This is a genomic window from Ruegeria sp. HKCCD7303 (assembly GCF_013111185.1).
In the GTDB taxonomy this organism is placed as follows: domain Bacteria; phylum Pseudomonadota; class Alphaproteobacteria; order Rhodobacterales; family Rhodobacteraceae; genus Ruegeria.
On the sequence record NZ_WVRE01000014.1, the window covers coordinates 1 to 23,311 of the forward strand.

A 23,311-nucleotide genomic window follows, 5' to 3' on the forward strand; every position below is an offset into this window, starting at 1 on the left:
CCGCCAAGTGGCCTCTGCGCGGTTCGTTTACTGCGTGGTTAACCGGGCGGTGATCGATGAGGCGACGGTGGTTCGCCATCGCTGTCATAACGAGCGCTGCGTCCGTCCTGAGCACCTGATTGAGGGGTCTGCGGCGGATAACAAGCGCGACGACTGGGACTTCTGGGCGAACGGCGTCGATCGAGACCTGCTATAACCGTGGCATGGGCCTTCTACGACCTCTGAGCGCCCACCCTCAACACCCGTTACACCCGAAACCACTGGGGCATAAACGGGGGCATTTCTTGGAGGGTTTAGCCCCAAGTGCCTAGTCTCGTTCCATGTTCTGATGAATTGGCTGGGGTGGTAGGAAACCTTGCCCTCCGATGAAACCCAAGAGCTTTTCCCACTAGCCCGAGAAACTGGGGCGGTTTCGGGGGCATTCGCTAAGCTCTGCGACGGGCATTTCTGACCGCTAGACCGACCGTTGAAGGGACAGCTTACGAGACCGCTGACGACCCGCTGACGATCGGTTCCGGGTGCTGAAGACTGGTCGCTGGTGCTGGCGGGTGGCGGAGCGGACGGTCAGGTTTAGTGCTGCGAAGGACTGTTGAGAGCCCAAATTCAAAACATGCCAACAGTCCCTTCGGGGGTGGCTGTTGACTTTTGTTTCGTCTCACATTGAGGTTTGACAGTGTTTATTTTACGTGCGTTTTAGGAACGCTCAGTTGGACAATCGGCAGTTCCGCCAATAGCCCTTCAGGGTTCCACGTCTTGACTGTCGCTACCGACCGGGTTGTTCTAAGCGACGTTATTTGTAGCAAAATTGTTGGATAAGCGATTGACTTTAAATCTTTACATCAACCCCGAGGGGTTTCCGGCACTGATTTCTGATCTCATAGTTACCCCGATTAAAGACGGAATGACTCCAGAAGCTGGAACAGTGCTCACACCCTCAAATGTTTGGCCTGAAGAAATTGTTTCAGACAAACCCTATGCTGACTTTGTCGACAAATTGCTGATCCTGGATGAACAATCTACAGCAACATTTGCAGCAACCGATGCGGCCAAAGTCATAGATTTCCTTCCAAACCTCGCAATTCGCATGAAACATCGTCCTGACGACGTTCGTCCCATGAGGTTCGCTGGTGATCTTGCAGACCAGTACCTTGAAGAAAATGACTGCCCAGATGCGTTCAGGATGATGGGTGTTCGCCCCGCTATTGTGGAACAGCAGAAAGCTGTAAACTTGATCGCTCCAAAAGGGTCTAAAATTTTAAAAACTGGACGTTTCAACGACTGCTATGCACAAGGCACCGGCGCCAACGCAGCGTTACGCCTCCTGAAGAGATTTGATGCTCATCTGAGCACCGGCAGTTGGCCGGAAGATTCATTTGCGCACCTCATTGACTTCCTAGGAATTCTGAATGCTGAAAAACTCTTCAATGAAGAAGCAGAAAGCCTGGCAGACACTTGGGGAGGGTACCTGCAATGTTCTTTCTATGATTTGGAGAAAAGTACCGTACAGTACATTCCGTCCTGGGCGCACATTTCGCTCGGGTTCGACGCTAACGAGCAAAGAATAGGAATTCATCGGAAGCACGTTTTTTACAGTAGGGACGTAAGTCAATACTGGTTGGGCGTTATGTTCCTGAATGAAAGGCGTCCAAAGTGCTTAACTTGGCCCATCAGAAACCTGTTCGATACAGAGGTGGATAATTCACCGCCGAATTGGGAAACGTATAGCCCTAAGTTCACAACGGTTTCAATTTTCGTGCAGAAAAATGGGCACGTGCTGGACCCACTTCACAAAACCCTAACGCCAGACGAACACAAAGACCTCAGTTTTAGATTTGGAAAAGACCGGTTGGAAATGCGATTTTCTCAAGATCTTAAGACGAGCTTGATTGACTTGGTCCAAAAGGCAATCTGAAACCAACAACGTAACCGCACAGCGACTCTCCAACGCTGCGGGATTGATCTAGCCCCACACAATCTCGGGTTGGAATCCGACGACGGCAACTATGTCCGCAACTCAGCCATTCAGCCACCTTCAGCCAAGTCCGCTTCGGGAAAAAGAAAGGAAAGTGATACCCCGGCAGCCCACTAGGGGCCGCCGAGGGATAGATCTACGAGGGTGGTCTTCGGTTGACGACATAGTCAGCCAGCCACTGCCAGTAGGCTTCTGCGTCCCGAAACCCCAGAGCCCGAGCAGCCATATCTTCTGCTGCCTTACGGGTGCACCCGTCATCGAACTCGGCAATCGCTGCTCGTTCCTCGAAGGCGTCAATGTCAGGGAAGCTCATGTCGACAGTCTTATCTGGTCAACGATGGACCGCCGTTGCTCGTCACTGATGCCAGCCGAGTAGATGCCATAGGTGATCCCGTTCTCCGACCGTGCCGATTGGTGACCGACCAGAGATGCCGTGAAGTGTTCCGGAACACCTGTTCGCTCGCACTGGGTGATGAACCACTTGCGGGTCGAGTGAAACACCAGTCCCGGTCGCTCCAGACCCAGTCGCCGTCTCAGTCTCGCAAACCCCTTGGTGACGCGCGCCACGGTCAGGTCAGGGAACAGAGGGCCATGGCCAGGCAGTTGCCGGAACGTCTCGTCCAACACCGGGTGAACAGGAACCAGTCTCTCCGCTGCGTCGGTTTTCAGAAGCCGCAGTTCATTGGGTTGAACATGAACGAAGCAGCCGAGGTTGCCTTTGGTCAGGAGATCTTCCCGGAGCAGCCCAACCGCTTCCCCCGCTCGCATCCCTGTCAACAGGCAGGTCAGCAGAACCGGATGCAGTTCTCGGTCCTTGGCTCCCAGCAGCCGGGCCACCTCATCGTCAGTTAGGACGGCATAGGGTTGAGGACGTACTTTCCGGTCGAAGAGAACAGTTCGGAAGGGGTTAACCTCCAGATGCCCCTCATAGACCACCCAGTCGAGGAAGTGATTGACCTGCGACCAGATACGTCGCTGGGTTCTGGCCGTAATAGTCACCGACCCACGAGACGAGTACGCGACTAACTGGTCCAGGGTCAGCCCTCTGGTCCGCTCAGACTTGCCAATCATCGAGGACAGTTGGGCTATCGCTGACAGGAACTCTCGCCCCTCCGTCCGCGTCAGACTGCAAACCGACTGGTCACCATATCGGCTCGTGAATAACCCCACGGAGTATCGGACCGATTTGAACCCACTGGGTCGCAGTGCATCACTACGCCGGGAGAGATAGGCCAGGCTTAAATCACGAACCGGCACTTTCACCGGCGCAGATGGTCTTGTGAATTTAGACTGCTCCAGATTGCACCCAGAGTCCTCCAGAGTGGCCCGGAGACGGACGAGAGACGCCTCTGGCTGGTCAACCCAATCAGGAACGTCAGTGTTGGTCCCTGGGGCAGAGAGGGCTTCCTCTGCCTGCGACCGAACCTGTTCCACCAGCGTTTCAAACCGCGCATTGACTTCAGCGGCTCGGACGCGGGCGGTGTTACGATCCCCGGTCTTGAGGCTCTGCTTCAGCGCCTGAACGCCCAGCGCGAGAGCCACGTCAACGGGATAGTTGCGCCGATACAGCCACGTATGGCCCTTCAGATAGGCATAGCGAATGTGAGCAGACATGGGCCTCCTCCTTTTCGGTTTAGAATTTGGGATTGGGTCAGTTGGTTGAGATGAGCCGAACGATCATCTCGAGGGCCGGTTCGCCGTAGGACCCAGCCAGAGGGCCAGTCACAGCAAAGCCCGTTACGCAGTCTTCGAACACCACTTCCACGCGGAACAGATGTTCAGGGACGTCATCAAAGGCGCGGATGATCACGACGTCACCGGGGTTCAGCTCCAGCTCAGTCATCGTCGGACCTCTACGTCCAGAGGACCGCCAGCAGAACCAGCGCCGAGACAGCGGGGTGAGACCGAGAGACCACCCAGAGCATCGTCGTCAGGACAGCCTTGGGCGGTGGGCGCAAAAGAAAACCCCCGGCGAGAACGCCGAGGGCAGACAGGTACTTCATGGATCAAACTCCTGCAGTTGCTTCTTTATTTAGATGCAGGGGTTCTCTCGTTTTCAGTGGGAGCGGACGTTCAGGTTTTCTGCGCGGATGGCGGGTTTGTGGACCTAACCGACTTTAAACCCGCGAGGCGCAACTTTTACTTTGGGTTTACGCCGCTAGCTAACAGTCAGAAATTGATTGTAACCTTCAATCGGCACTATTTTAGGAAAGTGTTAGCCTTCAGTTCCGGCGGTTGCTCACTTGAGAGCATAAAAGATGTCCCGGGCTTCTTGCAAGCGTTTGGGATCGAAGTTTCCAACCGTTGCTGCATCAGGCTTCGGAAGGAAATAGCGTTCGAATCTCTGGTGGGTACGCGACAGCCCTAACATGTCGTATAAGGCTTCCATCGTACGCTGAGGAGCAGCGCGCAGATCATCCTGAAATAAGAAAATACACTGATCTTTATGCTCTAGAAGCCCCCGAAACGCGCAAATCCAATAGTGCAGCCAATAGTCTGAATGATGCGTGCCTTCTTGCTCTGGCTCAAACCCGCGGAAAAAAAAGGGCTTATGCAAGTTGCCAAACTCGAAATGGCCAATATCGGACATGTATCGGGTCACAAAACTGTTTCTTGCCTGAAGCATGCTGAAATTGTTGTGCTGCCGCAGGAGTGACTCTGCATGGCATTCCGGTCGCCGCACTGGAACAACGATTCTGCAATCTGGAAAAGACTTGAGCAAATAGGATACGCGGGCAATGTTTGCGTTGTTCTTAGAACAGTAAATCGTTTTCAGTACGTCTTTCGGCCCGGCCTGAATGTTCCGTGCCCTGATGATGCTACGCATGTGCTGCCGCAAAAACTGATCTGCCTCAGGGTCTGTATCGCACGTGCTCCAAAGGGGAATCGAAGTGCCCCTGTAGCGATCTGGCCAAAACGATTTCCAAATGACTTCCTCGAACGCCTCGGGGCTATCAAGGTCGATCTCCAGCCCGTCGCCATGGGCGCGCTGCCTCCTCCGGACCCCCCGCTTCGGCCCGCCCGCGATTTTGTTCCACAGAACAGGAGCCGTCAGAAATGGCATATCCCGATAGATATGCGTGGCCACTTCGGGCGCATCATGCAAAGCGTTGAGGACAGCGGTCGTCCCGCCTCGTGCCAGGGATGTCACAAAAACAGGTTGCGTGGCATCAGCAGTGGAAGATTGCCTCGCCATGCGATCTTCAAGCCGCGAGGCCAGTTTCAGTATCGCCGGTCCTGAGAAGGCAAGGTTATGCACAAACTGGTCAACCGACGAGTATTGGCCGCCTTCAACATGTTCCTCCGTATCCGCGCGACGTAGCCGGCTGCCAATTTTGGCGCCTGCAAAAGCAAGGACCGATACCACGACGATGTAATCCAGACGAAGCATGACCCCAAGCACCGCCGCACCTGTTGCGATTCCGGACCAGTCCGCCAGCGCAATCGGGAGACCCGCCGCCGTCAGAGCCAGCGCAATGCGCCACGTCAAGTTCAGCCCACCCACCAGCAGCTTCAGCCCTGCTTGCCTTGCGGCCGCTTCCTTGGCGTCGTCAGAAAGCTGGTTGTCAAATAGCGCGGTGACACCGGCCATACAGGTGCTCACGACGTGTTGGGCCGTCCCTGCGATATTTGTTTGCCACAGGGCCAGAATAAATCCGGCAACTGCCAAGAGCGAAACGGCTATCGCTGCTATCATGGCGTCGGATCGTTTTCGGAACCAGCCTGATTTTTCCGCCCCCCGATCCAACGTTTAAGCGGAAACCAGACCAGCCCGACAAGCAGAAACACAACACCAAGAATGACGGCAATCGTAACAGCAATCGCGCCCAACCCGGCACCCGGGCCGATATAGGCATGTGCCGGGCTGGCCAGCATCGCAAAGGCTATGCAGCAAACAAGCCACAACGGGATTAGACGACCTTTAAACTTATGATTAGCAGGCTGGTTCATTATGTGCATTCCTTCCAATCGACTTCAAAATACCCCGACGGATAGAGTTTCGAATTGGTGATCTCACCAACAAATTCATCATTATATTCATTGACGTATTCCCAGATCACGTTGCCTGCTCTGTCCACTTCCAGAACACGCCCGGCATCAAATTCGGTAATCAGTACTCCTCCATTTTCCAGAATTTCATGCTGTCCTCGAACGACCGACAACATCTCCTGACCCGGCTTGCTTCCGAATACGATTTCCGTTTCCCGGCTCACCGGATCAATCGCAATGATGTTGGTGTCGCGCGGCGCATCTACCCGTGTTTTTTCGGTCGCCGTATAAGAGGTCAGATATGCGTTGTTATTGAAGATCGAGATTTTTCCGTCAGGACGGAATTCAGGGTCATGCTGCCGAACCCAGGGGCCGGTCTGGTGCCACTTAACTTTCCGGGTGTTTGCATCAACGACCATCACCAGATTAAGCCCTCGCATCGAAAGCACCCAATCCCCAGCGTTAAACAGTGGGAATTTGTCGGCAAGTTCTGATGGCAACTCATCAATTTTGTTGGCGTGGACCAGTTCACTGCGGATCACCCGCGTTGGCTTAATTTCCCTGCCATTGGCGGTCAGCAGTGCCGACAGGCCGCTATCGATGATCAAACCAGGTATTGAAATGCTTTCAAGAACCTGCCCCTGTTCATCAAGTTTCAGAATGACATCTTCCAGAATCGGCTCGCTTGTGGCCGGGGTCGAAAAGGGTGGAAAGCGATCGACAACTTCTGAGGCAATCCATTCGTCGCGACCAAGCGTCAGGTATCCACCATTTTCAGATCTGACCATTGAGTGGTGTGATTTCTCATTGAGCGTCCACAGAACATTTGAACATTGATCCAGCTTAACCGCCCCGCAATACTCATAGCTAAAAACAAGCTCGCCTTTTTCGGTCAGCAATGCGCCATGAACATCGGTCAACAGAGGATTACTGAGCTGAGCACACGGACGGGTGGCGATTTCAGGAAAATGTTCAATGTAGTTCAGCGACCATTTGCGAATGACGTTGCCATTACGGTTCACCAGCCTGGCCTGGTTCTCGCCATCAAAGAAACCCATCAGCAGAATGCTGTCCTGATGTCCCGGTTTCGTATTGATCACGACGCCCTTGCCCTGTCCGCGTGCCGGCTGAAGGTGTTTATGGTACGCCCGCGCCTCGCGGGTCAGTGATTTGTCTACGACCAGAACTTTATATACCGATAGAAGTTGCGGCACCGGTGGCCAGTTCTTTCTTTGCGCAAATATCCCGAACAGAACCGACGAGAAAACAACAGTGAGGAACAGGCAAACCTGGAATAGTCGCTCGGGCAGCTTTTCAAAGTCAGTTCTTTTCTTGCGCGTTTTACCAATCAAAACCAAACTCAAAACTCATACATAGTATCGGACGCGCGAGTTCTCGATCTACTCGGGCAACGATGCTCACTATGCATTTCTCATCATGAACGTGCGAAAAACATCCCGTTCATAATTCGTTAATTTTTGCCCTGTGCAGACGTTGGTGCGCGTTAAGGCATCAGTGATATTGGGCTCTCAACAGTCCTTCGCAGCACTAAACCTGACCGTCCGCCCCGCCCCCCACCAGCACCAGCGACCAGTCTTCAGCCCCCGGAATCGATCGTCAGCGGGTCGTCAGCACCCAGTCAGCACTAGTAAACGAGTATGCCGGCGGTCAGAAATGCCCGTCGCAGAGCTTAGCGAATGCCCGTGCTCACTGTTACAAATGCCCCCGAAACCGCCCCAGTTTCTCGGGCTAGTTGGAAAAGTTGATAGGTTTCATCGGTCGGCAAGGGTTCCTACCACCCCAGCCATAATAATTCTTTAATCACTTACTGAGAAATTGACCGCCGATTGTGGTTAAATTTCTGACGTTTAGAACTTAGCAACTAGAGCTAATATCCGAACGTCAAAGCAATAAGGTTGATTTCGGGCCGCACTCTCAGTTCGCGTTTCCGAAAGTACGCTTTGGTGGCCTCGGGAGAGGCTTTGTATCAGAACACAGCGAACTGCTTGTTCTGATCTGACCAGATCGCCCGGAATTCCGACTTTTACAGGAAATCCCTGGCTAGGCCGTCTGATTGTTCGCCTTCAGCGATGGCATCTAGAAAACTGGGCGCCAGCGTTGCGAGATCGACCCGATTCTACATCTAGCGCTTGGATTCGCCTTTTGTTTCCGCGATCTCAGAGAACGTTCTGCCATCTATAATCATCACCAAGCAATCGCTCTAGCCGGCGATCGCTCATCTAAAGGCAAAAAAATACAATCAGTTTGATGTTTGATTGAGACAGAAACTCACGTTAACGTGAACGCATCATCTGGCGCGTTCGAGTGCTGTCAATAAAATCAACGTTGCGCCTCATATTTACCGGAGACGAAACGAATAAAGTCGGGCGGAATATGTTCTCTTTTAAAAAATCGAAAAAGCTTCGACCGGCGATCTTTCCACACATTCAAAAAACCGCAGGCACGTCTGTGCAAGAGATCGCCCGCCGTCACTATGGCGAAAACCAAGTGTGCAGTCACGCTGATTACCAGACACTCGATCTTGATGAGTGTGCCAAATTTCCTTTTATTTCTGGACATTTCGGAATGATATTTGCTGAGCCGCTATTGGCAGATCGCTACCTTTTCACGTTCTTGCGAGAGCCGACTGAAAGAGTCGTTTCTCTGTACAAGTATTTGTCGAAGCAACCTGCTGAACAAAGTGAGCTTGCAGCCGCTGCACGCACTCAAAGTCTAAAAGAGTTTTTGTTGCAGGCCAACAAACCGAAATTTTCGCAACATTTGTGGAACGCCCAAGCTTGGCAACTGCATTCCGGATGGGGTTCTCGGAAGGCGCGCGAACAAGCCGACGCGAACCTCTTAGGTGACCCAAGGCAAATCGACCCGAACGCCCTGCTGGATCGGGCGCGACAAAACCTCCGACGGTTTGATTATATCGGGTTTGTCGACAGCTTTGAGAGCGACATTCGCAATATTTTCGCTGATCTGGGGGCACCTAAAATCAAAGTCCTTCACAGCAACGCATCCAAGGTCGAAATTCACCAACCCGATGAAGAGACGTTGGCTCTTATTGAAGAACTAACCGCTTTGGATCGCGTGATTTTTGATGAGGCAAAGAAACTAGTGTCACACCGATCCGGCGGCACGGGCTGAACTTATCCGCCGACGTAAACCCCGCTTTTCGGCCGATAGAAAATCTTCTGATCGTGAAGGCGCCCCAACAGGTCTTGAATTCTGTTCAACGCATCTTCTCGTTCCTCCCTTTGTTGCACATTTTCAGCCCGCTCAGCATGTGAAAGTGCAGTCTGCGCCCGGCGGAGAGAGCTTTCAATCAAATCGATGTCTTCGACGGACAGTTCGAACATGTCGTTGTATTGCGGCATAAAGAACCTCCTTTGGATGTTGAAACCTTAAAGAATCTCAGGTGCGTTTTAACGGGCTGGGAGGAAGAAATAATGTGGCCCAGCAATCTGTCGTCAGCAGTCCTTCGACTATCCAAGCGAGACCAAAAAAAGACTAGTTCGGCCGCACCGCAACCAGAACGACATCAAGCTCATCCTCCAGAGCCTGCAACTTTTGCAGCTTGTCTTTCGGAAGATCCGCAGTGCCCGCATCCACAGCGGTGAGGGCTACAATCGGGCTTCCGATTTCTTCTTCAAGTTCCTGAACCAGGTTCAGCTTGTCGGCTTTGAGTGTTGCAAGTGGATAAAGCATGGCAGTCTCCTATCTTGAAATAACTTCAAGCATAATCGATTTTCAGGAGCTTGAGTGCATTTAATGCAAAATGATCTCCAATTCTCGATGCGTCCGTGGTGACGAAGCATTTTGCCCAGTCGCGCAGTCGGGTTAAGCGTGACGGACGCCATCGGAACGGCGTGTATTGGCTAGGCTGCCGAAAAAATACAGAAACGTCTTGAGCAAAGGAAGTGGTGCCCCCACACGGACTCGAACCGCGGACCTACTGATTACAAATTTCCCGAAATCATCCCCTCAATACCAGCTAAGTAGCTGATTTTGCTTAGTTTAGCCTTCCGACAAATCGTCCTTTTTAGGACTTATCGGACATTCGGTGGACACAGTCTGGACACAGCCCGAACCCCTCGCGGGACACAGTGTTCACCACCATCCTAGGTTGAACAGACCATGAAAACTACAGAACGTGACACATACATTTGCCAGGACTACTCAGATGGGAAGGAGATCAGTGAACTGGCGCGGTCCTATGGGATCTCGGACCGTCGGGTCGCACAAATCTTGCGGGCCAACGAGGTCCAACTGCGCCCTCGTACAACCGAAGAGAAAAAGCCCCTTAGCCCACTTCATGTGCGTCTGGGAATGCACCTCTACAATTACCGCTTCAATCGTGGCCTCGAGCCCTACGATGCAGCTACAGAAATGGGCTGGTCGATGCTCAAGGTTCGGAAAGTTGAGAAAGGCGTTACTGAGCTCGAACTCTTAGAACTCATTGACATTGCAAAGTACACGCAGACGACACTCGACGAAATCCTGAGTTCCACAAACCGAAACTGAGGGCATATTTTTGAAGTTCCTCTGCCTCAGCCCAATCAAAGGTCTACATAGCAGCCGCTATTCAAAAAGCGCAGTGCATAACTTTGTAAACCCAACCTCTAATCGATGGTTTGAACTTGCCCGCGCACGGGCAAGTTCGCTACGGCTAATTGATGGCAGTTACTGCGTTGTTTCGTTGGACTCCATCAATTCCGAAATCAGTTCCGCGATCGGCTTAACCCTTTTGCGCTTTACGTCCTTCTTGTACGCAGAAGTCAGCTTAATACTCATCGCTCGACACCATGTCGGGCTTTTCAGGTCTCTTTTATGGTCAAACTCACCGTTCTCAAGCAAGTCTCCGACTTCGGCGTTGAGATCATCCACCGTAGTTGATGCAATTTCGCTGAAAAGGTTAACAAAATCAGCCACAAGACCCTTGTCGAAAAGCGTTTTGGGGTGTTGTAACAAGTCTTTTGCTGTTGGTTCGTCTTTGAAAATTTGAGCCACAGAGTGCGCAACAAAATACCGTGTCAGATTATAGTGTCCAAACACTTGATCATCAAAGCCATCCAAGGTCTTGCCAACGCTTTCCAGGAGTTCGTTGCAGAAGACTAATTTGGCACCATTTACGTCAGCACGCCCGAAGATTTTGGCATGGGCATCGTCCATAACTTTGAATTTCTGGTGGCAAGCCCAAGGTTCACCTAGATCAATCGCCAAGAGCGATAGACCTGCATCTTCATTTTTTAGAACTCTTTTGCCAGCGTTGATCTCGCCTTGTTTTACCTCAAGCACAATGTTGTCGTAGGCGAGGTCCTTGATCTCTTTCTTGAGCCGCTGTTGAATCGAGTGGTTGGATTTTTGATCCCTGGGCTTAATCGCGTTCTGGTTGTTGCTATTGTGAGTAATCTTGTCAGACAGCTCAGCATCGTCTCCCAATGCGACTACTTTAGTTAAAACTTTCAGGTCGGCAGTGATGCTAGCCTTTGAGTTTAGAAGCGAAGTAAGACTCTGAGCGCCATTCACTACGACAAAGCTTGAGATCTTCAATTGATCCTCCGCCTCATCAATTTTGCTACAAAGGACTGTTATGCCATTGTGATACAGAGGGAAATTCTTGTGCTCTCCCTTGTTTTTGATGCTCGCCACCAAACTCTTGTTAACTTTGGTATTACCAAGCGCAAGTCGAACATTCTGACTAAAGAGAGTCTGATCTGAGATTCCCTTCATGTGTGTAAGCTGAAGGGCGTTGGCCAAAAATATTCTTGCGGTAACGCCGTCAGCCGTCTGATATTTGATGACTTCAGTATCCGAAGTGTCAAAAACAAAATCCTCATTGATCCCGCTTTTGGCTTCGAGATCGACGAACTCACTGGCAATTCTGTCTGCATCGTAGACGACGAGGTCACCAGCAGATTTCAAGAAGTCCAATCCGTCTTGGTTCAAGCTGGCGTTACAGCAAAATACACCTTCAACGGAATAGCCAGCGGCGACCTTTTCCTTAATACGTTCCCGCACCAACGCACCCTTAAGTTCTGCGTTCGCCTCACCGTCCAGCAAAACCTGGATGTTTTCCGGGGTTTCAAACTGTTTCAGAGTGCCGCAGAACTCCTTGAGATCAGTGTCACCCAACTTCGATCCGGCCTTCATTCGAACTTTGGATTGAAAAACATGAACGGTCTCTAGGGTATCATTTACAAGGATGCCATCGACACCTTTGTCCTGCTTTTTGTCCACACAGGCATCATCTGCATCTTGAGGCTCAAGACGATAGATATTCTCCAGAACCCACCTCAAAAACTGAGTGGATTCCGTCGCTCCGCGCTTCTGATAGGGTTTCAAAAAAGTTTGGGTCAAATTCCCAAACTCGAGGTCTGCTGCAATCATGTAAGCGATCCCAATTGGCGTTACCACAAAAGATTGAGCAGACACTCGTCCATACAACCAAAGAAAACAAGAGCAACTGATTATCTATCTATTGCACCTCTCGAAAGGAGCAAAACTGACAACCCGTGGGAGATCGATTGCAGCTAACTCAGAGTGTTATGCACTTTAGATGGATTGGGAGCACAAAAAGAGCAGGAATCAACTGGGCAGCAAAACTGATCAATCGGTAAATTTTGGACACAGTTCGGACACAGTGCAAGAAGCTTGAAGAAAGCGCACTACCTGTGTCCAAATAAGTCATTGTTTTTTTTGATTAAATGGTGCCCCCACACGGACTCGAACCGCGGACCTACTGATTACAAATCAGTTGCTCTACCAGCTGAGCTATAGGGGCACTGGCAGTCGATTACTTCCTCTGGCGGGGGACTGCAAGCCTCATTTTCAGCTTGAACTAAGGTATTGTCGGTTTTCCTGAGAAAGTGCAAAAACCACTCAGGCAGAAACCCCACATACGTCTGGTACAGCGAAGGACATGTGCGAGGTTGGGTATTGTATGTGAGGGTACGGAAGTCGACATGCAGGTAATCATTCATGCCGGTGCAGCCTTTACCGATGAAGGCCACATTTTGTCGTCGCTTGTTGCAAACAGACAGATGCTGGCAGAGATGAAGACTGCTCCGATGGGCCCGCGGATGTCCCGACAATTCGTCAAGATCATGTCGGACGCGCTGACCCAGGGCACATCGATCGACGAAACGCGGGACAGTCTGGCCCCTCTTTTTCCACAAGACGTCAACCTGGAGCGTGTAGTTCTGTCGAGCGACAAGTTCTTTGGGCCTCGACGGACTGCGCTGCAACATGGTCAGATTTATCCTTTTGCGGGAAGGCGGACGGCATTTACTGAAACCCTCTTGGAAGGTGCGCAGCTTGAGCTGTTTGTCGGGCTGGTGAACCCTGGAATTTTCATTCCCAAAACACTGATGTCCATTCACGAAGACCATCGGCGGGATATTCTGGCCAGCACTGACCTCAGTTGTCTCAGTTGGCTCAGCATGATTGAAGACCTGCGCGAACTTGCGCCTCAGTTTAAACTGACCGTATGGGAAAACGAAAATCTACCTCTGATCTGGGGTGATATTGTCCGGGCTATGACAGGGCTGCCCAGCGAGACACCCCTTCCCGATGAGTACTCCTTTTTGACGTCGCTCTTGACCGACGCAGGACAAAGACAAGTGCAGGAGATCCTTGGGCGGCGCACACCCTTGGATATACAAGGCCAACGCGAAGAATTGGCGCAAGTCCTCGAGGATCAAGCGCGCCCCGAGCTGGTTGAAGAAGAGTTGGATTTGCCTGGGTGGAACACGGACATATTTGACGCGTTTACAGAGCTTTACGCGCAGGACATGGCCGCCATCCGCACCATGTCAGATATTCGCGTGTTTTAGCCTTCGATCTCCGTTTCAGGCAGCACCCCAGATGCCCGTCTCTGATCCGTCATAACTCCGAATTATCCGTCATAACGACAGAATACCTGTACGTTTCGTCACATTTCACCCTGCCACCCGAACAGCCTTCGAACCATCGTTAAGTGAGGCATAAATTGGGAGGCTAAGACAGTAATGTCCTGGAATGTGTGTATCGTAGGCGCAGGCAAAATCGGGCAGATGATCGCGACCCTACTGAAAGCATCGCCAAATTACACCGTGTCTGTTGCGGATCACGACCTCAAATCACTGGCAGAAGTTGCAAAGCTTGGTGTGCCCACCAAGCAAGTCGACGCCAGCGACACACATAGTCTGGCCGCAAGTCTTAAGGGCTTTGATGCCGTAATCTCGGCGGCTCCCTTCTTTTTGACACCAAAGATTGCTGAGGCGGCTCAAAAGGCAGGCGCGCATTACTTTGATCTGACCGAGGATGTGGCCGCCACGAACGCTGTGCGCGCCTTGGCCGAGGGCAGCCAGACAGCATTCATGCCGCAATGCGGGTTGGCGCCGGGCTTTGTTGGTATCGCGGGCGCTTCTCTGGCCGCCGAATTTGACGAAATCGACAGCCTGCATATGCGGGTCGGTGCGCTGCCGCTCTATCCGACCAACGCGTTAAAATACAATCTGACCTGGTCAACTGACGGGCTGATCAACGAGTATTGCAACCCCTGCGATGCCATCGTGAACGGCCAACGGGTCAAAACCGCGCCGCTGGAAGACTACGAGGTTCTGGGGCATGACGGCGTGGAATACGAATGTTTCAACACTTCGGGCGGGCTGGGTACATTGCCCGAAACGCTTGAAGGCAAGGCGCGGTCAGTCTCGTATCGGTCGATCCGTTACCCGGGCCATTGTGACATTCTGAAACTGCTGCTGCATGATCTGGGCCTGGAACGTCGCCGCGATTTGCTGAAAGAGATTTTCGAATCCGCCCTACCCCGCACCGATCAGGACGTTGTTCTGGTCTACTGCACAGCCAAGGGCATGATCGACGGCGCGCTGCGTGAGAAATCGCTGATCAACAAAAGCTTTGCCCGTGACATCAGCGGCCAGACCTGGAGCGCTATTCAGGTCACGACAGCCGCAGGCGTTCTGGGCGTTGTCGACCTGATGCGCACGGGTGCGCTGCCTTCGAAAGGCTTTGTCCGGCAAGAGCAGGTGAAGCTGCCCGACTTCCTGAAGACTGAATTTGGCGCGCTCTATCGCGCTGGTGATGCAACCCCTCAAAACAAAGCGGCCTGAGACATGAAAGACGTTGTAATGACTGCAGAAACCACACTTTCGAAACTGGACCTGATTGCGGCTGAATTGACCGGCGGTACCTTGCAGGTGACGTCTCCGATCGATGGTCGTGTATTGGCCGACGTGCATGAGACACCCGCCGCTGAGATGGACGCCATCATAGCCCGCTCGCAAGCTGCGTTCAAAGCCTGGCGCGTGGTGCCCGCACCGCAGCGGGGCGAGTTGATCCGGCTGCTGGGTGAAGAACTGCGCGCAGCCAAAGACGATCTTGGCGCGCTTGTGAGCTGGGAGGCTGGTAAGATCACCTCCGAAGGTTTGGGCGAAGTACAAGAGATGATCGATATTTGCGACTTTGCCGTTGGTTTGTCGCGACAGCTTTACGGTCTGACCATCGCATCCGAGCGTCCGGGCCACCGGATGATGGAAACCTGGCACCCTGCCGGGCCGGTGGGTGTCATCTCGGCCTTCAACTTTCCGGTTGCAGTCTGGTCGTGGAACGCGGCGCTGGCGATTGTTTGTGGTGATCCGGTGATCTGGAAACCGTCCGAGAAGACACCGCTGACTGCAATGGCATGCCAGAAGATCTTTGAACGCGCTCTGGCTCGTTTTGGCGACGCCCCTGCCGGTCTGTTGCAGACCGTGATCGGCGGCGCGGCTTTGGGCGAAGCTCTGGTATCAAGCGAAGATGTACCTGTGATTTCGGCAACCGGTTCGACGCGTATGGGGCGCGCTGTGGCGCCCATCGTGGCGGCGCGCTTTGGCAAGTGCATTCTGGAACTGGGTGGTAACAACGCGATGATCGTTGGCCCCTCGGCAGATCTGGAAATGGCCGTGCGCGCCATTGTGTTTTCGGCAGTTGGCACCGCAGGTCAGCGCTGCACAACCTTACGCCGCCTGATCGTTCACAACTCGATCAAGGACGAATTGGTGGCCCGCCTAAAGAAAGCTTATTCTGGTTTGCCCATCGGCGACCCGATGGCCGAAGGCACGCTGGTTGGGCCTTTGGTGGATGAAGCCTCGGGCGCAGCCATGACAGCTGCGCTGAAGGCGGCAGAGGCCGAAGGTGGTAAGGTGTTCGGCGGCAACTGTGTGACCGAAGGTGTCCCCGGCGGTGTCTATATGGAACCTGCGATCGTCGAGATGCCCGGGCAGTCCGATACTGTGAAGACCGAAACATTTGCGCCTATCCTTTATGTCTTGGGCTATGAGGATTTCAACGAGGCCATCGAACTGCAAAACGATGTGCCGCAGGGGCTGTCTTCTTGCGTGTTCACCCTGAATATGCGCGAGGCCGAGCAGTTCCTGACCGCGGCCGGATCCGATTGCGGCATCGCCAACGTCAATATCGGGCCATCAGGGGCCGAAATCGGCGGGGCATTTGGCGGTGAAAAGGAAACCGGGGGCGGACGTGAAAGCGGTTCGGACGCGTGGAAAGCGTATATGCGCCGTCAAACGAATACCGTGAACTACTCAGCGGAACTGCCGCTTGCGCAGGGTGTAAAGTTCGACATCTAAGGCCCGCGCTGTTCGTAAAAGAGTAGCCTCTCAAGCAAACAAGAACTGGCCGCATCGGGTAGGAAGACCCCGGCGCGGCCATTTTGATCCATTCAGCTAGCCAGCTGATCGCCGGTGCTTTGACTGCTTTATCAACCAATCCGAAAAGACCTGAACAGCTTCGTTTTTTTGCCCGGTTGGGAAAGCCACGTAATACGCGCTGCCTGACACATTCGCGACCTGACCAATCTCGACTAGGGCTCCCGAGGCCAACTCGGCCTCGATCAGATAAGACGGCAGGATCGCAGCCCCCAACCCGGCAACGGCCCCCTCGATCAGCATCGAAAACTGATCAAAGCGCATCCCAGGAAACACAGCGCGCGCACCCAATCCCAGGCTGTCATGATAGTCTGACCATTGCTCGGACCGTGAGGTGAGATGCAATAGCGGCAGATCGAACACATCTTGTTTTTCGTCAAGCCCAGCGCTGCCCACCAGTGCAGGCGCAGCCGTGACCACCAGATGCTCCGGGAACAGCTTGCGCAGCGCGGCACCCGGCCAGTCATCATGGCCAAAGTGGATGGCAACGTCCACGCGCCGCTCTTCCAAACTAAACGGCGTCGTATAGGAGTGAAGGTCCAGTACGATCTCTGGATGTGACGCTTTGAAATCGGCCAGGCGGGGCACCAGCCATCGCGTCGCGAAGGTGGGCAACACTGCCATGGTTAAAAGGGTGGCGCCGTCCCCAGCGGCAATGGCACGGTTGATTGTACCGCTCAGTCGTTCAAGATCGCCGGCCAGTTCCTCGCGCAAAGCGCGCCCTGCTTTTGACAGCCGAACGGCCCGCCCAACGCGGCGAAACAGCGTAACACCTATTGCCGCCTCCAACTCGCGCACCTGACGACTGACCGCGCCCTGCGTAACGCCCAGTTCCTCTGCCGCCATGGTATAGCTTTCGTGACGCGCTGCGGCTTCAAAACTGCGCATCAGGGCAAGAGACGGAAGAGCGTTGATCCTGGGCATGACATCCATGAGCTTTAGTCACAGAAAAGATACCTATTGAGGTGTTTTTCTCAAGTAATTTAGGCATTAGTTTCATGCTGAATTTCAAAGGAAATGACATGTTGTTCCAACGTGCAGAGCGGCTAAACGGGATCGAACTCTCTGAGATCGTGCAGATTTCCGAGGCTGCTGCCCGTTTACGCGCGGATGGCCGCGATATTGTGGCGCTGTCAACGGGTGAGCCGGATTTGCCCACGCCGCCACATGTGGTCGAGGCGGCCCACGCCGCGGCGCAAGAAGGTAAGACAAAATACCCACCAACCGCAGGTATCCCCGATCTGCGCACCGAGATCGCTCGTCAGGCAGGGGTCGAGATGGCGCAAGTCATCGTGTCGACCGGGGCAAAACAGGTGATCGCAAACGCAATGCTATCCAGCCTGAACCCCGGCGACGAGGTGATCATGCCCGCGCCCTATTGGACCAGCTATTCCGATATTGTTCGCATGGCGGGAGGAACGCCGATTGTCCTGCCTTGCCCGATGGAACAGGGCTTCAAGCTGCTGCCCGAACAGCTTGAGGCCGCGATCACGCCCCGTACCCGCTGGCTGATGCTCAACACACCGTCGAACCCGTCCGGGGCCATCTACACGAAGGATGAGATCGCCAGCTTGGCTACCGTTTTGGCGCAGCACCCGCATGTCTGGGTTCTGGCGGATGAGATTTATCAACACCTCAGCTTTGTTCAGTTCACCTCGGTAGCCGAAGCCGCACCAGAACTTGTCGGGCGCATGTTGATCGTCAATGGCGTGGCCAAAGCCTGGTCCATGACCGGTTGGCGCATCGGTTGGGGGATTGGACCCGCCGATCTGATCAAGGCGATGGTGGCGGTGCAAGGTCAGGTGACCTCGGGCGCGTGTTCGATTTCACAATGGGCCTCTTTGGCGGCTATCACTTGTGACCCAAGCTTGCTGGAAGAACGCCGCGACCTGTTCGCCCAACGCCGTGATCTTGTGGTTGCCGGGCTGAACGCAGTTCCTGGGCTGCGTTGTGACGCGCCTGATGGGGCCTTTTATGCCTTCCCCTCATGCGCGGAATTGCTTGCAGATCACGGCGGACCCTTCAAGAATGATGCGGACTTTTGCGGCTGGGTGCTGGAAGAAGCCGGTGTCGCCCTTGTCCCCGGTCGTGCTTTTGGCTTGCCCGGACATTTCCGCCTGAGCTTCGCTTACGCCCAAGATACAATAGCAGCTGGCCTTGAACGCCTTAAATCGGCTGTAGAAAGGAAACTCTGATGAAACCACAATCCCGTCCGCAGCTTGGCCCCTTCACCTGGGAAGACCCGTTCCTGCTGGAAGACCAACTGGCCGAAGACGAACGCATGGTGCGCGATGCCGCGCGTGCCTATGCGCAGGACAAACTGCTGCCACGCGTGACCGAAGCCTTTGCCAAAGAAGAAACCGACCCTGGCATATTCCGGGAAATGGGTGAGATGGGCCTACTGGGGACCACCATCCCCGAGGAGTTCGGCGGCATCGGGTCCAGCTATGTGACTTATGGCCTTGTGGCGCGTGAAGTTGAGCGTGTCGACAGCGGTTACCGCTCGATGATGTCGGTCCAGTCCAGCCTGGTGATGTATCCGATCTATGCCTACGGCACCGACGAGCAGCGTCAGAAATACCTACCGAAACTGGCCAGTGGTGAGTTCATTGGCTGTTTTGGCCTGACCGAACCCGACGCAGGTTCAGACCCTGGCGGGATGAAGACCGTCGCCAAAAAAACCGAAGGCGGGTATGTGTTGAATGGTTCGAAAATGTGGATCTCGAACGCGCCGATTGCGGATGTGTTTGTGGTCTGGGCCAAGTCCGAGGCACATGACGGCAAGATCAAAGGCTTTGTTCTGGACAAGGGCATGGCCGGGCTGTCCGCGCCCAAGATCGAAGGCAAACTGTCGCTGCGCGCCTCGATCACTGGTGAGATCGTGATGAACAATGTTGAGGTCGCAGAAGACGCACTGTTACCCAATGTCGAGGGCCTCAAAGGTCCGTTCGGCTGTCTGAACCGCGCGCGGTATGGGATTGCCTGGGGCACCATGGGTGCGGCCGAAGCTTGCTGGCACGCCGCCCATCAATACGGGATGGATCGCAAGCAATTCGGGCGACCTTTGGCGCAAACCCAGTTGTTCCAGTTGAAACTTGCCAACATGCAGACCGAGATTGCCCTTGGCCTGCAGGCCGCCCTTCGCGTGGGTCGCCTGATGGACGAAGCCCGCGCCGCGCCCGAAATGATCAGCCTGATCAAGCGCAACAATTGCGGTAAAGCACTTGAGATCGCGCGCCACGCCCGTGACATGCATGGCGGCAACGGTATCAGTCAGGATTTTCACGTTATCCGGCACATGGTGAATCTGGAAACGGTGAACACCTATGAAGGCACACACGACGTACACGCGCTGATTTTGGGGCGCGCGCAAACGGGCCTGCAAGCCTTCGCCTAAGGACAGTCAACATGGATCGCGCAGCCATTGTGCACGAAAACTTCCTGCGTCGCGTGGCGGCGCAGGATTTCCCCGCAGGTAACGCCCCTGCTGGCCCTTTGACCCAGACCGAGGCCGTGGGGCTGTATCGCGCACAATGCCTCAGCCGAGCGCTGGATCGGCAAAGCCGCGCGATGCAGAAAGCCGGTCAGGGGTTTTATACCATTGGGTCTTCCGGCCACGAAGGCATGGCAGCTGTCGCCGCCGCCCTGCGCCCGACCGATCCCGCCTTTCTGCATTATCGCGATGCTGCCTTTCAGATCGCCCGCTCTGATCAGGTGCCGGGGCAAAGCCCAACCTGGGATATTCTACTGTCTTTTGCTTCGTCTTCTGAAGACCCGATCAGCGGTGGGCGGCATAAAGTATTGGGGTCCAAGGCACTGTGCATTCCGCCGCAGACCTCAACCATTGCCAGCCACCTACCCAAAGCGGTGGGCGCGGCATATGCCATTGGCGCGGCTCGCCGCCACCGCCCAGAACATGCTGACATGCCGGATGATGCGATTGTCTATTGTTCCTTTGGCGATGCCTCGGCCAACCATTCAACCTCGCAAGGGGCGTTCAACACCGCGCAATGGACGTCTTACCAATCTGTGCCTCTGCCATTGCTGTTTTGCTGTGAAGACAATGGTATTGGTATTTCGACCAAAACACCGCAGGGTTGGATCGCAGCGACCTTCCAAAATCGGCCGGGGCTGAAATACTTCAGCTGCAACGGGCTTGATCTGTTCGACACATTCCGAGTCGCGCAAGAGGCGGCCGACTACGTGCGCCGCCGCCGCAAACCCGCCTTCCTGCATGTACGCACGGTGCGCCTTTACGGTCATGCCGGGGCGGACATGCCGACAACCTATCTGCCGAAGTCGGAAGTCGAGGCAGAAGAGGCCAACGATCCCCTGCTGCATTCTGCCCGACTGCTGGAACAATCCGGGGCTATGCAGCCCGAGGACGCCTTGGGCATCTATACCGATACCTGCGCACGTGTCGCCCGTGTCGCAGACAAAGCCGTAACCCGCCCGCGCTTGAAAACAGCAAGTGACGTGATGGCCAGCCTGATCCCACCTGCGCGCCCCTGTGCACCGACCAATGGCCCAAGCCCAGAGCACAGAGCCGAAATCTTCGGCAGCGATCTAAAGGCGCAATCCGAGCCTCAGATCATGTCGCGCCTGATCAATTGGACCCTAACCGACCTGATGCTCGAACACGATGAGATCGTGATGATGGGCGAAGACGTCGGACGCAAAGGCGGCGTCTATGGTGTGACGCAAAAATTGCAGGCGCGCTTTGGCCCTGATCGGATGATCGACACTTTGCTGGACGAACAATCGATCCTGGGTCTGGCCATCGGCATGGCACAAAATGGCTTTGTTCCGATGCCGGAAATCCAATTCCTAGCCTATCTGCACAATGCCGAAGACCAACTGCGTGGCGAGGCGGCCACCCTTTCCTTCTTCTCGAACGGGCAATACACCAACCCGATGGTCGTGCGCATCGCCGGGCTGGGATACCAGAAAGGCTTTGGCGGGCATTTCCATAACGATAACTCGGTCGCCGTTTTGCGCGACATTCCGGGCCTGATCCTGGCCTGCCCGTCAAATGGTGCAGATGCCGCGCGGATGCTGCGGGAATGTGTCCGACTGGCGCGCGAAGAACAACGGCTCGTTGTCTTCCTTGAGCCCATCGCGCTCTATCCGATGCGCGATCTGCATGAAGCGGGCGATGGTGGGTGGATGCAAACCTATCCCGCCCCTTCCGAGCGCATAGAGTTAGGGGAGGTCGGCGTAGAAGGTGACGGGGACGATCTGGCCATCGTGACTTTTGGCAATGGCGTCTATCTCAGCCACCAAGCGCAAAAGGCTTTGCAGGCGGATGGAATCAAAACCCGGATCATCGACCTGAGGTGGCTGTCGCCACTGCCGAAGGATGCGCTGACCCAAGCCGTAGCCGGGGCCAAACGTATCCTGATCGTTGACGAAACCCGACACCACGGCGGTGTGGCCGAGGGCCTGATGGCGCATTTTCATGAAACCGCAAATGTGCCATTGGCCCGCATCACGGCCGAAGACAGCTTCATCGCAACCGGCCCGGCCTATGCCGCCACAATGCCGTCAAAAGACAGCATCGAGGCTGCAGCGCGGCGCCTGATGGAGACCGAGGTATGAGCCAAGAAAAACAGACCGCCGTTGTCATATGCCCCGGTCGGGGCACGTATAACAAACCCGAACTGGGGGTGTTGGGGCGGCAATTCTCGGACAAGGCTTTGTTGGCGCGGTTCGACCAGATGCGCAGCGCACAGGGACAGGAAACTCTGACTGAGTTGGACGGTGCAGCGCGGTATTCAGTTGCGAAACATACGCGCGGCGATAACGCCTCGGCCCTGATCTATGCTGCGACGCTGGGCGATTTCCGTGCCATTGACCGCAACAAGATCGACGTGGTGGCGGTGACGGGTAACTCGATGGGTTGGTATTCGGCCCTGGCCTGCGCGGATGCGCTAACCGCCGAAGGTGGGTTCGAGGTTGTCAACACAATGGGCACGCTGATGCAGGACAACATGATTGGCGGGCAACTGGTTTATCCATTTCTGAACGCGGATTGGCACCCGGATCCAGCCCGCAAGGCCGAGCTGATGGCTCTGATCGACCGGATCGACGGCACGAGCGCAACGCTGACTCTGTCGATTGATCTGGGAGGAATGTTGGTTCTGGCCGGGGATGAAGCCGGGCTTGCTGCGTTCGAACAAGCCGTACCGGTGGTGCAGGAGCGCTTCCCTTTGCGCCTCGCCAACCATGCGGGCTTTCATTCACACCTTCAAGCCCCCGTCGCCGCACAGGGGCGCGCGCGACTAGGTGTAGATCTTTTCCACCAACCCGGTCTTCCGATGATCGACGGGCGCGGCCATATCTGGTGGCCCGGAGCTTGTGACACGCACGCGCTGTGGGACTACACATTGGGTCATCAGGTCACGGAAACCTACGACTTTACCCATGCGATTGCGCAGGCCGCTCGAGAGTTCGCGCCGGATCTGTTCATCGTCACCGGCCCCGGCACCACGTTGGGCGGGGCTGTGGCGCAATCCCTAATCCTCAGCAATTGGGACGGGCTGGGTGACAAGGCCGCCTTCCAAAGCGTACAACGCACCGCACCATTTCTGGTTTCAATGGGGATGGATGATCAAAGAGCACAAGTCACCTAGCC

General features: G+C 54.6%; 22 protein-coding genes and 1 tRNA gene. 11 read left to right on the plus strand and 12 right to left on the minus strand.

Annotated elements, in window-relative coordinates:
- Both GS630_RS21485 and GS630_RS21490 read left to right on the plus strand, forming a co-directional pair.
- Positions 1 to 196 (plus strand): HNH endonuclease (locus tag GS630_RS21485; protein ID WP_171656720.1); only part of this gene is annotated, 196 nt, incomplete at its 5' end.
- 624 nt (positions 197 to 820) lie between these two features.
- Positions 821 to 1,912: a hypothetical protein gene (locus GS630_RS21490; protein ID WP_171621552.1), complete on the plus strand. Its 1,092-nt coding sequence runs from the start codon at positions 821 to 823 to the stop codon at positions 1,910 to 1,912.
- 196 nt (positions 1,913 to 2,108) lie between these two features.
- On the opposite strand, the gene GS630_RS21495 is transcribed toward GS630_RS21490, so the two are convergent.
- The 7 genes from GS630_RS21495 to GS630_RS21525 form a co-directional block, all read right to left on the minus strand.
- Positions 2,109 to 2,285 (minus strand): hypothetical protein, encoded by a 177-nt coding sequence (locus GS630_RS21495; RefSeq protein WP_171621553.1) that lies wholly within the window; start codon positions 2,283 to 2,285, stop codon positions 2,109 to 2,111.
- Positions 2,282 to 3,586, minus strand: coding sequence for a DUF6538 domain-containing protein (locus tag GS630_RS21500; RefSeq protein ID WP_171656721.1), 1,305 nt, complete (start codon positions 3,584 to 3,586; stop codon positions 2,282 to 2,284). Before GS630_RS21500 ends, GS630_RS21495 begins: the two co-directional genes overlap by 4 nt.
- Before the next feature lie 37 nt (positions 3,587 to 3,623).
- Positions 3,624 to 3,815, minus strand: a complete 192-nt coding sequence (locus tag GS630_RS21505; RefSeq protein ID WP_171712238.1) for a hypothetical protein — start codon at positions 3,813 to 3,815, stop codon at positions 3,624 to 3,626.
- Between the two features lie 10 nt (positions 3,816 to 3,825).
- Positions 3,826 to 3,975, minus strand: a complete 150-nt coding sequence (locus GS630_RS21510; protein WP_171656723.1) for a hypothetical protein — start codon at positions 3,973 to 3,975, stop codon at positions 3,826 to 3,828.
- Positions 3,976 to 4,211: 236 nt separating this feature from the next.
- The gene (locus GS630_RS21515) at positions 4,212 to 5,669 is read right to left on the minus strand and encodes a sulfotransferase (protein WP_171621497.1); all 1,458 of its coding nucleotides are present in this window, start codon (positions 5,667 to 5,669) and stop codon (positions 4,212 to 4,214) included.
- Complete coding sequence (locus GS630_RS21520) at positions 5,666 to 5,923, minus strand: hypothetical protein (RefSeq protein WP_253285971.1); 258 nt, start codon at positions 5,921 to 5,923, stop codon at positions 5,666 to 5,668. The genes GS630_RS21515 and GS630_RS21520 overlap by 4 nt, the downstream gene beginning before the upstream one ends.
- Positions 5,923 to 7,020: an arylsulfotransferase family protein gene (locus GS630_RS21525; RefSeq protein ID WP_171621498.1), complete on the minus strand. Its 1,098-nt coding sequence runs from the start codon at positions 7,018 to 7,020 to the stop codon at positions 5,923 to 5,925. The genes GS630_RS21520 and GS630_RS21525 overlap by 1 nt, the downstream gene beginning before the upstream one ends.
- A 1,336-nt stretch (positions 7,021 to 8,356) precedes the next feature.
- On the opposite strand from GS630_RS21525, the gene GS630_RS21530 reads away from it, so the two are divergent.
- On the plus strand, positions 8,357 to 9,115 hold the full coding sequence (locus tag GS630_RS21530) for a sulfotransferase family 2 domain-containing protein (RefSeq protein ID WP_171237064.1): 759 nt from the start codon (positions 8,357 to 8,359) through the stop codon (positions 9,113 to 9,115).
- Between the two features lie 2 nt (positions 9,116 to 9,117).
- Here GS630_RS21530 and GS630_RS21535 read toward each other — a convergent pair whose 3' ends face one another.
- Entirely contained in the window at positions 9,118 to 9,345 is a 228-nt protein-coding gene (locus GS630_RS21535; protein WP_171621499.1) for a hypothetical protein, read from the minus strand.
- Between the two features lie 133 nt (positions 9,346 to 9,478).
- On the minus strand, positions 9,479 to 9,676 hold the full coding sequence (locus GS630_RS21540) for a hypothetical protein (RefSeq protein WP_171621500.1): 198 nt from the start codon (positions 9,674 to 9,676) through the stop codon (positions 9,479 to 9,481).
- Between the two features lie 429 nt (positions 9,677 to 10,105).
- Here GS630_RS21540 and GS630_RS21545 point away from each other — a divergent pair, with 429 nt between their 5' ends.
- Entirely contained in the window at positions 10,106 to 10,492 is a 387-nt protein-coding gene (locus GS630_RS21545) for a hypothetical protein (protein ID WP_171712240.1), read from the plus strand.
- 159 nt (positions 10,493 to 10,651) lie between these two features.
- On the opposite strand, the gene GS630_RS21550 is transcribed toward GS630_RS21545, so the two are convergent.
- Complete coding sequence (locus GS630_RS21550; protein WP_171621502.1) at positions 10,652 to 12,358, minus strand: AIPR family protein; 1,707 nt, start codon at positions 12,356 to 12,358, stop codon at positions 10,652 to 10,654.
- 318 nt (positions 12,359 to 12,676) lie between these two features.
- Positions 12,677 to 12,752 (minus strand) — tRNA-Thr (locus GS630_RS21555).
- A 181-nt stretch (positions 12,753 to 12,933) separates the two neighbouring features.
- Between GS630_RS21555 and GS630_RS21560 the strand changes: the two genes are divergently transcribed.
- The 3 genes from GS630_RS21560 to GS630_RS21570 all read left to right on the plus strand — a co-directional run bounded on the left by GS630_RS21560 (position 12,934) and on the right by GS630_RS21570 (position 16,599).
- Positions 12,934 to 13,803 carry a hypothetical protein gene (locus tag GS630_RS21560; RefSeq protein WP_171621503.1) on the plus strand — a complete coding sequence of 290 codons (870 nt, stop codon included), beginning with the start codon at positions 12,934 to 12,936 and terminating at the stop codon, positions 13,801 to 13,803.
- A gap of 174 nt (positions 13,804 to 13,977) precedes the next feature.
- On the plus strand, positions 13,978 to 15,084 hold the full coding sequence (locus GS630_RS21565; RefSeq protein ID WP_171238650.1) for a saccharopine dehydrogenase family protein: 1,107 nt from the start codon (positions 13,978 to 13,980) through the stop codon (positions 15,082 to 15,084).
- Positions 15,085 to 15,087: 3 nt separating this feature from the next.
- Entirely contained in the window at positions 15,088 to 16,599 is a 1,512-nt protein-coding gene (locus GS630_RS21570; protein ID WP_371809156.1) for an aldehyde dehydrogenase family protein, read from the plus strand.
- 96 nt (positions 16,600 to 16,695) lie between these two features.
- On the opposite strand, the gene GS630_RS21575 is transcribed toward GS630_RS21570, so the two are convergent.
- Entirely contained in the window at positions 16,696 to 17,601 is a 906-nt protein-coding gene (locus tag GS630_RS21575; protein ID WP_209940322.1) for a LysR substrate-binding domain-containing protein, read from the minus strand.
- Between the two features lie 98 nt (positions 17,602 to 17,699).
- On the opposite strand from GS630_RS21575, the gene GS630_RS21580 reads away from it, so the two are divergent.
- Genes GS630_RS21580 through GS630_RS21595 form a run of 4 tightly spaced genes read left to right on the plus strand, consistent with a single transcriptional unit; the run spans position 17,700 to position 23,309 of the window.
- On the plus strand, positions 17,700 to 18,872 hold the full coding sequence (locus GS630_RS21580) for a pyridoxal phosphate-dependent aminotransferase (protein WP_253285972.1): 1,173 nt from the start codon (positions 17,700 to 17,702) through the stop codon (positions 18,870 to 18,872).
- Positions 18,872 to 20,074, plus strand: coding sequence for an acyl-CoA dehydrogenase (locus tag GS630_RS21585; RefSeq protein WP_171238648.1), 1,203 nt, complete (start codon positions 18,872 to 18,874; stop codon positions 20,072 to 20,074). Before GS630_RS21580 ends, GS630_RS21585 begins: the two co-directional genes overlap by 1 nt.
- A gap of 11 nt (positions 20,075 to 20,085) precedes the next feature.
- Complete coding sequence (locus tag GS630_RS21590) at positions 20,086 to 22,275, plus strand: alpha-ketoacid dehydrogenase subunit alpha/beta (protein WP_171621506.1); 2,190 nt, start codon at positions 20,086 to 20,088, stop codon at positions 22,273 to 22,275.
- Positions 22,272 to 23,309 carry an ACP S-malonyltransferase gene (locus tag GS630_RS21595; protein ID WP_171238646.1) on the plus strand — a complete coding sequence of 346 codons (1,038 nt, stop codon included), beginning with the start codon at positions 22,272 to 22,274 and terminating at the stop codon, positions 23,307 to 23,309. The genes GS630_RS21590 and GS630_RS21595 overlap by 4 nt, the downstream gene beginning before the upstream one ends.
- Positions 23,310 to 23,311 lie beyond the last annotated feature (2 nt).

Excerpts from the sequence above, each read along its gene's own strand:
- GS630_RS21495 (WP_171621553.1), bottom strand. The coding sequence starts at position 2,285 with ATGAGCTTCCCTGACATTGACGCCTTCGAGGAACGAGCAGCGATTGCC.
- GS630_RS21500 (WP_171656721.1), bottom strand. The coding sequence starts at position 3,586 with ATGTCTGCTCACATTCGCTATGCCTATCTGAAGGGCCATACGTGGCTG.
- GS630_RS21505 (WP_171712238.1), bottom strand. The coding sequence starts at position 3,815 with ATGACTGAGCTGGAGCTGAACCCCGGTGACGTCGTGATCATCCGCGCC.
- GS630_RS21510 (WP_171656723.1), bottom strand. The coding sequence starts at position 3,975 with ATGAAGTACCTGTCTGCCCTCGGCGTTCTCGCCGGGGGTTTTCTTTTG.
- GS630_RS21515 (WP_171621497.1), bottom strand. The coding sequence starts at position 5,669 with ATGATAGCAGCGATAGCCGTTTCGCTCTTGGCAGTTGCCGGATTTATT.
- GS630_RS21520 (WP_253285971.1), bottom strand. The coding sequence starts at position 5,923 with ATGAACCAGCCTGCTAATCATAAGTTTAAAGGTCGTCTAATCCCGTTG.
- GS630_RS21525 (WP_171621498.1), bottom strand. The coding sequence starts at position 7,020 with ATGGGTTTCTTTGATGGCGAGAACCAGGCCAGGCTGGTGAACCGTAAT.
- GS630_RS21530 (WP_171237064.1), top strand. The coding sequence starts at position 8,357 with ATGTTCTCTTTTAAAAAATCGAAAAAGCTTCGACCGGCGATCTTTCCA.
- GS630_RS21535 (WP_171621499.1), bottom strand. The coding sequence starts at position 9,345 with ATGCCGCAATACAACGACATGTTCGAACTGTCCGTCGAAGACATCGAT.
- GS630_RS21540 (WP_171621500.1), bottom strand. The coding sequence starts at position 9,676 with ATGCTTTATCCACTTGCAACACTCAAAGCCGACAAGCTGAACCTGGTT.
- GS630_RS21545 (WP_171712240.1), top strand. The coding sequence starts at position 10,106 with ATGAAAACTACAGAACGTGACACATACATTTGCCAGGACTACTCAGAT.
- GS630_RS21550 (WP_171621502.1), bottom strand. The coding sequence starts at position 12,358 with ATGATTGCAGCAGACCTCGAGTTTGGGAATTTGACCCAAACTTTTTTG.
- GS630_RS21560 (WP_171621503.1), top strand. The coding sequence starts at position 12,934 with ATGCAGGTAATCATTCATGCCGGTGCAGCCTTTACCGATGAAGGCCAC.
- GS630_RS21565 (WP_171238650.1), top strand. The coding sequence starts at position 13,978 with ATGTCCTGGAATGTGTGTATCGTAGGCGCAGGCAAAATCGGGCAGATG.
- GS630_RS21570 (WP_371809156.1), top strand. The coding sequence starts at position 15,088 with ATGAAAGACGTTGTAATGACTGCAGAAACCACACTTTCGAAACTGGAC.
- GS630_RS21575 (WP_209940322.1), bottom strand. The coding sequence starts at position 17,601 with ATGCCCAGGATCAACGCTCTTCCGTCTCTTGCCCTGATGCGCAGTTTT.
- GS630_RS21580 (WP_253285972.1), top strand. The coding sequence starts at position 17,700 with ATGTTGTTCCAACGTGCAGAGCGGCTAAACGGGATCGAACTCTCTGAG.
- GS630_RS21585 (WP_171238648.1), top strand. The coding sequence starts at position 18,872 with ATGAAACCACAATCCCGTCCGCAGCTTGGCCCCTTCACCTGGGAAGAC.
- GS630_RS21590 (WP_171621506.1), top strand. The coding sequence starts at position 20,086 with ATGGATCGCGCAGCCATTGTGCACGAAAACTTCCTGCGTCGCGTGGCG.
- GS630_RS21595 (WP_171238646.1), top strand. The coding sequence starts at position 22,272 with ATGAGCCAAGAAAAACAGACCGCCGTTGTCATATGCCCCGGTCGGGGC.